Origin of the sequence: Bradyrhizobium sp. TM233 (assembly GCF_036247965.1) — a bacterium.
GTDB classification, from domain to species: Bacteria; Pseudomonadota; Alphaproteobacteria; order Rhizobiales; family Xanthobacteraceae; genus Bradyrhizobium; species Bradyrhizobium ottawaense.
In genome coordinates this window covers 23,595-35,912 of sequence record NZ_BTIG01000015.1, presented here as the reverse complement: position 1 = coordinate 35,912, position 12,318 = coordinate 23,595, and the positions used below count along the sequence as shown (strand labels likewise).

Annotated in this window: 8 protein-coding genes; 6 read left to right on the top strand and 2 right to left on the bottom strand. The window is 62.5% G+C overall.

Annotated features, from left to right (window positions below):
• Positions 1-12: 12 nt before the first annotated feature.
• Entirely contained in the window at positions 13-888 is an 876-nt protein-coding gene (locus tag AABA86_RS25720) for an aldose 1-epimerase family protein (protein WP_338308862.1), read from the bottom strand.
• 183 nt (positions 889-1,071) lie between these two features.
• Between AABA86_RS25720 and AABA86_RS25715 the strand changes: the two genes are divergently transcribed.
• The 5 genes from AABA86_RS25715 to AABA86_RS25695 all read left to right on the top strand — a co-directional run bounded on the left by AABA86_RS25715 (position 1,072) and on the right by AABA86_RS25695 (position 7,727).
• Complete coding sequence (locus AABA86_RS25715; RefSeq protein WP_338308861.1) at positions 1,072-2,175, top strand: glycosyltransferase family 4 protein; 1,104 nt, start codon at positions 1,072-1,074, stop codon at positions 2,173-2,175.
• Between the two features lie 264 nt (positions 2,176-2,439).
• A complete protein-coding gene (locus tag AABA86_RS25710; RefSeq protein WP_338308860.1) occupies positions 2,440-3,579 on the top strand; it encodes a glycosyltransferase in 1,140 nt (379 codons plus the stop codon).
• A gap of 118 nt (positions 3,580-3,697) precedes the next feature.
• Positions 3,698-5,029, top strand: coding sequence for a hypothetical protein (locus AABA86_RS25705; protein WP_338308859.1), 1,332 nt, complete (start codon positions 3,698-3,700; stop codon positions 5,027-5,029).
• Between the two features lie 32 nt (positions 5,030-5,061).
• Positions 5,062-6,339 carry a glycosyltransferase family 4 protein gene (locus AABA86_RS25700; RefSeq protein WP_338308858.1) on the top strand — a complete coding sequence of 426 codons (1,278 nt, stop codon included), beginning with the start codon at positions 5,062-5,064 and terminating at the stop codon, positions 6,337-6,339.
• A complete protein-coding gene (locus tag AABA86_RS25695) occupies positions 6,336-7,727 on the top strand; it encodes a hypothetical protein (RefSeq protein WP_338308857.1) in 1,392 nt (463 codons plus the stop codon). Before AABA86_RS25700 ends, AABA86_RS25695 begins: the two co-directional genes overlap by 4 nt.
• A gap of 136 nt (positions 7,728-7,863) precedes the next feature.
• Here the strand turns inward: AABA86_RS25695 and AABA86_RS25690 are convergent, their stop codons facing one another.
• On the bottom strand, positions 7,864-8,034 hold the full coding sequence (locus AABA86_RS25690; protein WP_338308856.1) for a hypothetical protein: 171 nt from the start codon (positions 8,032-8,034) through the stop codon (positions 7,864-7,866).
• 257 nt (positions 8,035-8,291) lie between these two features.
• On the opposite strand from AABA86_RS25690, the gene AABA86_RS25685 reads away from it, so the two are divergent.
• Positions 8,292-12,200 (top strand): RHS repeat protein, encoded by a 3,909-nt coding sequence (locus AABA86_RS25685; protein WP_338308855.1) that lies wholly within the window; start codon positions 8,292-8,294, stop codon positions 12,198-12,200.
• Positions 12,201-12,318 lie beyond the last annotated feature (118 nt).

Genomic DNA, 12,318 nt, shown 5'->3' with positions numbered 1-12,318 from the left:
CCGCCCTGCGACTCAGGACGATCCGACCTCGATCCGGAACGACAAGCGCTCTTCCGCGCCTGGCGCGATATGCATCAGGCCCGGCTTGTCCGTGAACTCGCCGTCAAAGCCGGCGGGACTGGCATAGCCGTGCCAGGGCTCGATACAGAGGAACGGCGCGCCCGACGGTTTCGACCAGACGCCGAGCTCGCGAAAGCCGCGCCAGGACATTTTCAGCCAGGGGCCGGCGGACGCAGCATAGCGGACCGCGTTGCTCTCGATCCGGTCGAAGATGATGGCGTCGTCGACGAACAGGGATTCGGACAAGGCGAGCCGCATACCCTTGACGGGACCAGGCTCCGCGGCCGCGCGCAGCAGTCCGCCATCAAGACGGCGGACGGGAGAGGATTCCGCCTTTGCAAAGGTCAGCGCGTAGTCCTCTTTCGCACTTTCGGGCTGGAGCGGCCAATTGAAGGCGGGATGGCCGCCGATCGAAGCCGGCAATGTCTCCTTGCCGGTGTTGGCGATCCCGAGCGTCAGATCGAGACCGGCATCGTCGAGCGCATAGATTGCGGTCAGCTGGAACGCGAACGGATAGAGCGCGCGGGTCGTATCGCTGTCTTCGAGCACCAGCGTGCAGCGGCGCTCGCCGCGCTCCGCCCAAGCAAAGCGGCTGTCGCGCGCGAAGCCGTGCTGGGTCATCCGGTATGTCTTGCCCCGGTGCCGCAATTCGTCCCCGGCAAGGCGCCCCACGATCGGAAACAGCAGCGGCGCATGGCGTTGCCATTCCGGCCCGGCCTGCCAGACGAATTCGGTGACGTCGTCCTTCAACGAGCACAGCTCGGCGCCGTGCGCTTTGATGGTCGCGGTGAGAGAGCCGCTGCGGAGGGAGTGGGTATCGTCACTCATGGCCGACATCTACACCGCGACCTCATACGCAGCAAGGCAGCGCCAGCCATGCAAGCGGAGCGCCTCCACCGTGCAGGACTGCGTCATATTTCTGTACCTAAACGGTTGCTCCTTTGCGGCTCGTCCTCCACCTGCTTCCCCGCAAGGTCGGCCCGGGCTCCGATCAACCAATGTGGTAGCCAATTGAAATTCTTCATCAACGGCCGCTTTCTGTCGCAAAAGCTCACCGGCGTTCAGCGTTATGCCGCCGAGATCGTCAAGGCGATCGACGTGCTTCTGGCGTCGGAGCAAACTCCCGCCGCGCTGCGGAACGCAGACTGGCAGTTGCTGACGCCCGTGGATGCAAGCGAAAACCTTCACCTCGAGCGAATCAAGATTCGCGCCGTTGGCCGCTTGCGAGGGCACGCCTGGGATCAAATCGACCTGGCGCGCGCCGCTGCGGGAGGCCGCTTGATCAGTCTCGCCAATTCCGGCCCCGTGTTCCATCGCGACCACATTGTCGTGATCCACGACGCACAGGTCTTTCGCAGGCCCGACTTCTTCAACTGGCGCTATCTGGCAGTTCACCGAACCATGGGCCGGCTGCTCGCTCGGCATGCTGCTATCGCAACGGTGTCGGCATTTTCCCGCGGAGAGCTTGCCGAGGTGCTGAATCTGTCGGCATCGCGCATTCCGGTATTTCCCAACAGCGCCGAACACTTCGCGGCGACCAAGCCCGATCCCGGCATTCTTGCCAGGCTGGGCGTTCAGCCGCAGAAATTCTTCCTCTTCGTAGGCTCGAAGACCAAGAACAAGAATCTCTCCGTCGCGATCCGTGCTGTCCAGCTACTCGATCGGGCCGACGTTCCGCTCGTCATCGTCGGAGGGGATAACAGCAAGGTCTTCCAGGACAATTCGGGCGACGGGGTTTCCGGCCTGGTGCTCGCCGGGCGTCTGACGGACAGCGAGATCGCCGCCCTCTATGCGCATGCATCAGCGTTCGTGTTTCCCTCGCTCTATGAAGGCTTCGGCGTGCCGCCGCTCGAAGCCATGATCTTCGGTTGCCCGGTCATCGCCTCGACGGCCGATGCGGTCGTGGAGACGTGCGCCGACGCCGCTGCGTATTTTGACGCCAATGATGCCGAATCGTTGAAGCGACTGATGCTCGAAAGATTGGCAATCGGCGCCATCTCCGATCAGGAGCGCAGGCTGCAGCAGGAACGTGTTGCGTTCTTTTCGTGGCAAAAGTCGGCGAAGTCGTTGCTCGATCACCTCACACCACCAGCAAAAATTGCCAGCGCTGCTTGAAGTTCGATGCACTTCGCTTATCACGCGCATCGGTTTTCGCACAAACAATTTGCAACTGGCTGCAACTCGCGCACGCGCGCGTGGTTCCACGAAATATTTTCGTTCTTCCTATGACAATCATGCGCGCAAAGAGCTTGGCGCAACATCACCACATCACTGCCCCAATATCGCTACGTATTCGAGGAACTGTGTTTCGCACTCGCGAACTCAGAACAGGGATACACGATGTCCGGCTCTCCAACGCCGCCCTACGGAAGGCAAACGATGAAAGTGCTGCACATCGCCGAGACGATCCGTGGCGGGATTGCGAGCTACCTGAACGAGTTGCATCCACAGCAACAGGCGAGCTTCGGCACCGGGAACGTGCACTACGTCGTGCCGTCGGATCATCGTCGCGATCTTCCGGCGATCAATGACAACCAGATTACAACGTTCGAACGATCCGGCCGCGGCATTGCCGGGCTGTTCCAGATGTTGCGCGCAAGCATGCAAGCGCTGGACGCCTTCCGTCCCGATGTCGTGCACTTGCATTCCTCGTTTGCAGGCCTCGTGCTGCGCCCGGCGCTGGCGGCCCGCTCGGACGGGCCGCGCGTCGTCTATTGCCCGCACGGCTGGGCGTTTTCACGCGAGACCGGCCGCCTCAGTCATCTCGTGACGAAGGCGGCGGAGAACCTGCTTGCGCGCACGTCGGACCGAATCATCTGCATCTCCGGCGACGAGTTCAACGAAGCCGTCCGCGCCGGGATTCCCGCCGAGCGCCTCACCCTCGTCCATAACGGCATCTCGAAGAGCCGCACGCCGCAGCCTGTCGCGGCCGACTGGACGTCCAAAAAGATCAAGGTGCTGTTCATCGGACGGCTGGACCGCCAGAAGGGCTTTGATCTCCTGATCGAAGCGGCTCGCTCGCTCGAGGATGTGCTGGAGATCCGCATGATCGGCGCCTCCGTCGTCAACAAGTACGAGGGCCCGAGCGTCCCGTCCAACGTGTCCCTGCTGGGCTGGCTCGATCGCCCGACCATCGAGACCCAGCTCGAGGCCGCCGACCTCGTCGTGATCCCGTCACGATGGGAAGCCTTCGGCCTCGTTGCCCTGGAAGCGATGCGCGCGGCCAAACCCATTCTGGCGTTCCGCAGCGGAGCATTGCCCGAGATCGTCGTCGATGGCGTGACCGGCGTGCTTTGCGAGCCCGTCGCGGTCCAGCCGCTCGTCGACGGCTTCCGGCGGGCACTCGATCTCGATCTCAAGGTGTTGGGACAGCGCGGCTACGACCGGTTCAAGCAGTTTTATGACGTTCAGAAGACGCATGGGCAATTGCAGCAGGTTTATGCCGAGTTGCTCCACGACGACCGGACACCAATCGACGCGAAGGCGGGGCTGCAATCCGACCTCTCCAAGAATTTCTGATGGCTGGACGGAGAAACGTGCACGCTTGCCCTCGCAGATGCAGGAGATCGCGATGGCGATGTCATGGACCGGACTGGGTGTCACCGCGAACGCAGCGCTCGCGAGCATGATCTAGCCGATGATATTCTCACGCACCTCGGTTCGCGGCAGCTTGCGCCTCGCGGGCTTCATCGCATCCATTCTTCTGCCGGTCTCCGTCTGCGCACAGCAGGCGCAGCCGCTCGATGCCCGATTCCTGCTGGGGGTCGGCACCCATCAGGGGCTGGGTGGCCCGGTGAGCGCGCGCGGATACGTACCTTCGGAGAACGTCGCGCAGATCAAGCAACTCGGCCTCAACGCCTTCCGCGATGATTTTCCCTGGTCCGATTTCGAGGTGGGAGGACGCCGGATGGGCTTCACGCCCAGGCTCGGCAGGCTCGAAGCGCAGGTCAGGTCCGGCGTCGCGCGGCCCCTCCTGATCCTCGCCTTCGGTCATCACCTGGTTCCGAATTCCTCGCCACCGACGACCGATGAGGCACGGCAGCGGTTTGCCGATTATGCCGCGGCGGCGGCGCAATCGGTCGTGGCGCAGCATCCGGTCTTCGAGCTCTGGAACGAATGGAATCTGGCGGCAAAGAAGGATCCGGCGTACTCGCCGGAGAACTATCTGGCGCTCGCCGAGGCCGCACGGCCGGCGGTGAAGCGGGTTGCGCCGAATGCGCCTTTCCTGGTCGGGGCGCTCGGCGACGATCCGGGCTGGACATGGACGGAGAAGATGCTGCGGACCGGCATTCTTCAGCATGCGGACGGCGCTTCGATCCATCTCTATAATTTCTGCATGGGCCCGAGCAAGCGCACGTCGGCCGAGATCATCGACCGGCTCAGCGCGTTTCACCGCCTCGTCGGCCAGGCCAGCGGAAATCCGGACTTCCCGATCTATGTCACCGAGACGGGCTGGACCACGGCCACCAACAAATGCGGCGTCAGCGAGCAGGCCCAGGCTGACAATACCGCGCAGCTGATCCTGTGGGCGTCGACCGCGACGCGCTGGCTCAAGGGCATGTGGCTCTACGAGCTCAAGGACAGTGGAAAGAACCCCTCGGAGCTGGAGGATAATTTCGGACTCTATCGTTTTGATAATTCGCCAAAGCCCGTTGCCTGCGCGGCCCAGGGGGCCTGGGCCTTCATTCGCTCCAGCTTGAATGCCGAGCGACGCGAGCTCGCCAGCGGCATCGTGTCGATCAATGCATCGACGGCTTCCGGCGGCAGAGTTGCAGTCTGGTCCGAAGCCCCGGACCGACGTTACGAAATCCGGCTCAAGGGCGACCCGCAAGGCGCAAGCTTTGCGATGCCGTGCGACCAGGCGGCAAGGCCTGCGTCCGGAGTCTGGATTCCCGTCTCGAGCACACCTGTTCTGATTGCAGCCAATGACAGTGCCGTTCCCGCCCTTGAGATCAGGCCGGCACGGTAGACGCGATTTTTTTCAGACATGAGGTTGACGCGATGAAAGTTCTTTTGACGTCCACGCTTTATCCGACGCCTCAGGCCCCAAAGATCGTCGGCGGCGCGGAGATCTTCGCCCGACGCTTCGCCGAAGGGCTGGTGCAACGCGGCGACGAGGTGGAAGTGATCCGGGCCGCATCCACGCCCGGGCAGGGTCCGGAAACCTGCGACGGCATCAACGTCTATTCCGCGCCGGTGCGGAACGTGTATCTGCCCTTCACGGAGCAGAAGAACGTCGTATTGCGCAGCATCTGGCATGCGGTCGACGACTGGCAGATGCAGGCCCCCCTGATCGCGGAACGCATCCGGGCCTTCAAGCCGGACGTGCTGCATTCCAACAATCTGTCGGGTCTCACCACCGCGGTCTGGCGCGTTGCCGCCCAGCTCGGGGTCCCCGTGCTCCATACGCTTCACGACTATTATCTGACTTGCCCACGATGCTCGCGCTTCGAGAACGGACGGTCCTGCGAGCACACCTGCACGAGCTGCGGAATTCTGACCTTTCATCGCAGGCGCGCCACGCATTGGCTCAGCGCCGTGGTCGGCGTGAGCGAGCGCGTCCTGTCCATTCATACCGACATGGGCATGTTCTCGGAGACGCCGATCCGCACCGTGATCCGCAACGCCTCGACCGAGCCGCCGCACGCGCCCTATCCCCGCCCCACCTGCACCACGGAAGTGACGTTCGGGTTCATCGGCCGCCTCACGGAGGAAAAGGGCATCGATAACCTGATGCGTGCTCTGACCCTGCTGCCCCGGGATCGCATCCGCATGATGATCGCCGGCCGGGTCAGCGACGAGGAACAGCGACGCCTGAGGATGCTCGCGCCGGATGCGCGAATAGAGTTCATGGGCTTCGTGGCGCCGGACGATTTCTACAAGCAGGTCGACGTGGTGGTCGCGCCATCCATCTGGCACGACCCCGGTCCGCTGGTCGTCGCCGATGCCAAGGCGGCGGGCAGGCCGCTGCTGGGAACGCGCTTCGGCGGCATGCCCGAGGTCATCGAGCACGGCATCACGGGCTGGCTGACCGAAGCCGATCCGCAATCGCTGGCCAGGAGCATGCTCGCGATCGCAGCCGATCCGCACAAGATCGACGAGATCAGCCGGCGCCTTATCGCCGATACCAACAAATGGATATTCTCCGACGTGCTGTCTTCATACAAGAACCTGTATGAGCAATTGCGCGAGCAGCGGATGTCGCACGTGCGCGCAGCAACGACCGAAGCGCCACAGGGATCGGCAATCGTCGGCAAGGAGCGCCTCATTCCGCGATGACACGCCTCCTCGCGATGGCGGGCTATGTCTACCAGAGCGCCGCGGCGATCATCCTGATCTTCGCGATCAGCCATCTGCTGCCCGCCGCCGACTACACCAACTTTTCCCTCGCGCTGGCCTCGAGCCAATTGCTCTGCGTCCTGATGTTCGAGTGGCTGCAACTGGCCGGACTGCGGTTTCTGGCGGCAGCCAGGGAGAACGAGGCGGCGCGGCTGAGGTGGTCGCTGTTTGCCGCGGGCCTGTCGAGCGCGGCCGCGCTCGTCGTGGTCGGGAGCTGCGCGTCTCTGGCCAGCGTGCTCCCGACCGGGATCGTCGCGTTGGGCCTCGGCATATCCGTGCTTCAGGGCTTGACGGACCTCTACTTCCTGTCGGTCCGCCTGTCCGACCGGCTGGGCATCGCATCCTTTCTGCTTGCGCTGCGGGCCACCGCCCTCCTGATCGGAGCCGCCGCGGGCGCAATGATCTCGGGAACGGCCGAAGCGGCGCTGCTCGGTATTGCCTCGGGTCACGCCTTCGGCCTTCTCGCCGGCTTGGTCGCCTATCGCACGCCGATGGAGCGCGTCTCGTTGCAGGCGATGCTGGCCGACTGGAAGGACTTCTCCCGCTACGGCATGCTCGCGGCGGGCGCGTCCGTCATCCATCTGTCGGTGCCGGTGCTGCTCCGCGTCATCGTCCTCGGCCGGCTCGGCGCGACCGGAGCCGGGGCTGGATTTTCGATCGCGCTCGACCTCCTGCAACGTCCCTTCTGGGTCCTCAATGCCGCGATCCATACCGTGAGCTATCCCGAATTGGTCAACGACTTCGAACACGGAGGCAGCGCGAAATCGGTGCAGTCGGCGCGGCGGATGTTCGAATTCATGATCTGCACCACCCTCGTGCTGCTCGGTGGTCTCATTGGATTCATTCCAGATGCAGCCCGTATCCTGGTGCCGCAGGCGAGCCTGGATGGCTTTCTGGAGACGGCGCCGACGGTCGCGGCTTTCTATTTCCTGCACACCCATCTGCAGGCGACGATCGCTGTCGTTCCCCACCTCGAGAAGCTGGCGACCAGGCTCGTCGTCGTCGCGGCCGGCCAGCTCGCCCTCGTCGTGTCCTTCGCCCTGGTCGCAGTGTCGGCCGGCCTGTCGCCGCGAGGGGCTGTCAACTGCGCTGCGCTCGCCACGCTCGCGACCATACTGGTCGCGCTCGGTCCTACCCTGCGGTTTGAGGCGCTCCCGCGCTGGCCGTTGGTCATGCAGGCGGGGGTGACCGCAATCCTGATCGGATCGCTCGGCTCGATACCGACAGAGCCCGCGGCATGGCTCGCCGGCAAGATCGTCATCGCCGCGATTGCGACGGCGGTCATCGGATGGCGCGGAGACTTTCTGATGCTGGCCCGCCGCGGATAATTGGTCGCAGGGCGGTCGGCAAAGCCAATCCGGTTCCGATGCGGAACCCGCCTGCCTTTATCATCTTGGGCTGCTTCAGCAGCGAACGCTGCACCATCTCTGAGCAATCACAACCATTGCGAGCAAATTGATCGATTTAATCGCCCATGGAAAGGGCATCTGCGAACGTCCCGTGCAGGCAAGCGCGGGCTGCACGAGGGAATGAGACGAAGATACCTCGAACGACGGACAGCGAGAAAATGTCTTGCTGCTCTTTGACGACCTCGCGCACCGCGAGCGCGCCGATCACTCGTTCAAAATCTGTCATATGAAATCCAAATCGCGCAGCCTGCGCATTCATTCAGCAGCGCAATTCGCGAAAACCTTGAAAGCGCCTTCCTGACGCCATGCTGAACCGGCATCGCATTCATATTCTGCTGCAACCGAGCGCGTCTGTTCCTGGACAAGGAACCTCGTTTCGCTCGCGATTTGTAGCTTCCATTTTTATCTGAAATTCACACTCGACAGAGAAGCTTGAACGCAATCCCTGCGAGCAATTTCGTTCGCGCTGAAATCGAGTGTGCAATGTCCGATCAAACCATCTTGTCCGCCAGCGGCTTCATCAGCTCCATCGGCGTCAACACGCACGCCGGCTTCGGCTGGACCGGCTACAACAATCTCGCGCTGATGGCCGATGACCTCGAGTATCTCGGCGTCACCCATCTCCGCGACGCCATGGGGACCAGCCCGGCCGCGCAACCCGTCGTCGAGGGTCTGGCCGCTGCCGGCTACAAATTCGACTTCCTGGTATCGTCCGCGCTGCCCCAGACCGGCACAACCGGGTTGCAGAACTACATCGCCTCGCTCCAGAAGTTCGCCACGAGCCACCCGGGCAGCATCAGCGCCATCGAAGGGCTCAACGAGGCCAATCACCAGCCCTTCAGCTACCACGGCAGCTCGAGCCTTACCGCCGCAGCTCAGTTCCAGAGCGCACTCTATCAGGCCGTCAACGCCAACGCCGCGCTCGGCAGCATCCCCGTCTATAATCTGTCACTGGCCTACAACGATCCGCAGGGCTACAGCCAGCTCGGCAACATGTCGGGCTCGGTCGACTACGCCAACGCCCATGCCTATGTCAGCACCAGCCTGACAACCAGCAGCTCCATTGCGGAAACCCTGAGCGCCGTGATGACCGCGGCACCAGGCAAGCCGGTCGTCATCACCGAGACCGGCTACACCACGCAAGCCAACACCCAATATCTCGGCGTCAACGAGACGGTGCAGGCCAAATCAATCCTGAACACCCTGGTCGACGCCTACAAGGCCGGCGTGAGCGCGACTTATCTCTACGAGCTGTTCGACCGCGACTCCTCCGCCGGCAATACCAATCCCGAAGCCAATTTCGGGCTGTTCAATTCCGACGGGACGCCGAAGCTCGCCGCCACCGCCATTCACAACCTGACGACCATTCTGGCCGACGACGGCAAGGGCGGCCTGCAGCCGACTGATCCGTTGAACTACACCCTGAGCAACATGCCGGCCACAGGCAACAGCATGGTGCTCGGCAAGAGCAACGGCGCTTACGAGCTCGTCGTTTGGGCGGAGCCGAAGCTCTGGAAGGACGCCAACGACACCGAGATTTCCAATCCGACCGAGACCGTCACGGTAAACCTCGGCGGGGTGCATCATTCGGTGAAAGTGTACGACACCCTGACGGGAACCACGGCGATCGCCAGCTATACCGACGTCAGCACGATCACGATCCCGGTCAGCGATCACCCGCTGATCATCGAGATCGACGCGCCTCCGACCACCACGACTCCGCCGGACACGAGGACCAGTGTCAGCGGCACCGCTGCCGAGATCGTGCCCCAACTGTCCGACCTCAGCGACTCGACGGCGCTAAAGACCATCACGCTGACCGACTCCCACGTCCTGCCGGTCGCCTCGAAGGCGACCATGGACTACATGATCGCCCATTACGGCAGCGCCCTCTCCAAGATCCAGGGCGGATACTCGTTCTCGGTGACGAACTCGGCCGCGACCTGGAGCAACACCAAGACTTATAACGCCAGCGGAACGCTTGTGTCGAAGTCGGACACTGGCCTGAATGCGAGCGGACAGCCGACCTCGACCACCGTCGCCTACACCGATGGGTCCAAGGACCTGATCAGCTACACCGGCGGCGTGATGACGAAATTCGTTCACGTCGGCACCGACGCAACCAGGACCACCGACACCTACAACACGGCCGGAACCCTTCTGAGCGAAGTCGTCCAGAAGTCCGACGGCTATTACTCCACGACGCTCTATACGAACGGCGTGAAGACGGCCGCCTACGTCAAGAATGCCGATGGCTCGCAGGACAACTACACCTACGGCATCACGGGCAAGAGCTTCACCACCCAGGTGCAGCATCTCGACGCCTCGGGAAAGGTCACCTCGGTGACCCGCAGCCATGCCGACGGCTCGCTGGAATCGACGCAGGTCTACAACGTCGACGGCAGCAGCGTGATCACCACCTATAGCGCCACCGGCGTCAAGATGGTCGAGACCGCCTATCATGCCGACCACAGCAAGGATGTCTGGACCTACAACATCACGGGCCAGAACTACGCGACCGAGCACGACGTTTACAGCACCACCGGCTTTCTCACCAGCCTGACCCGCCTGCACACCGACGGCAGCCTCGCCTTCAAGCTCACTCAGACGACCGACGGCACCAAGACGACCGATTGGTACAATGCCGCCGGCAGCCTCACCAGCGAGGTGATCCAGAAGGCCGACGGCTTCTCCTCGACTACGCTCTACAGCAACGGGGTCAAGACCAACGCCTATGTCAAGAACGCCGACGGCAGCCAGGACAATTATGCCTACGGCATCACCGGCCAGAGCTACACCACGCTGATCCAGCACGTCGATCCGTCCGGCAAGGTCACCGCCGTCACCCGAAAGCATGCCGACGGCACGCTCGACTATACCCAGGTGATCAACGGCGACGGCAGCAGCGTCGTCACCAATTATGATACCGCGGGAACGCGCACCAAGGAAACCGACTATCACGCCGATGGCAGCAAGGACGTTTTCCTCTTCAACATCACCGGCCAGACCTACACGACCGAACACGACATCTACGATGCGACCGGCTTCCTCACCACGCTGATTCGCAAGCACGCCGACGGCAGCATGGCGTTCAAGCTGGTGCAGAGCGCCGATGGGGCCAAGACCACAGACTGGTACGACGCCAGCGGCGTGCTCACCAGCGAGGTCGTCCAGAAGCCGAGCGGTTACAACTCGACAACGGTGTACACCAATGGCGTGAAGACCGCGGCTTACATCACCAACGCGGACATGAGTCACGACAATTACAGCTACAACATCACCGGGCAGAGCTATACTACGCAGTACCAGCACCTCGATCCATCCGGCCAGACGACCGAGGTAACCCGCTGGCATGCCGACAACTCGCTCGACTATACCCAAGTCATCAATGGCGACGGCAGCAGCGTGGTCACCAACTACGATGCATCAGGGGTCAAGAAGACGGAAACCGACTACCACGCTGACGGGTCGAAGGACGTCTTTCAGTTCAACGTCGTCGGCCAGAACTACACGAACGAGCACGACAGCTACGATTCGACCGGCTTCCTCACCGATATCGTTCGCACCCACGCGGACAACAGCCTGGCCTTCACGCTGGTGCAGAGCGCCGACGGCACCAAGACCTCCGACTGGTACGACGCCAACGGCGTCATCACCAGCGAGGTCACGAGCAAGAGCGACGGTTACAACTCCACGACCGTCTATACCGGCGGCGTGAAGAGCGCTGCCTACATCAAGAACGCCGACGGCACATCCGACAACTGGAACTATAACATCACCGGGCAGTCCTATACGACCCAGCATCAGCACCTCGATGCCTCGGGCAAGATGGTCGAGCTCACCCGGACGCACGCCGACGGCACCCTGGACTATACCCAGGTCATCCATGACGACGGCAGCAAGCTGACCGACATCTACAACAGCGCCGGCACCAAGACCCAGGAGATCGCCAACAACACCGACGGCTCGAAGGACGTCTTCCTGTTCAACTTCAACGGACAGACCGGGACGACGCAGCACGAGAACTACAACTCCGCCAGCGCGCTGCAATTCTTCGATCAGACCAAGGCCGACGGCACGCACAATGTCACGGCTGTCGCCGGCGGCGTGACGATCCAGGGCGGGGCCGGCAATGACGTGTTCTCGGCCGCGCCAAACTCGACCACGGTCGCCTATGATCATGGCCAGGACCAGATCCTCAACTTCCAGGCCGGTGACGGCACAACCCACGACGTGGTCCAGATCTCGAAGCTCCTGGCCGCTGACTACAGTCACCTGCAGATCACGCAGTCCGGCACGAACGCGCTGATCACGTTCTCGGCCAATGATTCGATCCTGCTGAAGAACGTCTATGTCAGCAGCCTGACGAGCCACGATTTCTTGTTCGTCTGAGCACGGCGCACTGACGAAGCTTCAATGTTGATACGGGCCGGGACCAGCCAAGGTCCCGGCCCGCTCATCAGGCGCCTGCCTCATCAAGAGGCAGAGTTTGCACCGATGAAGACGTTCA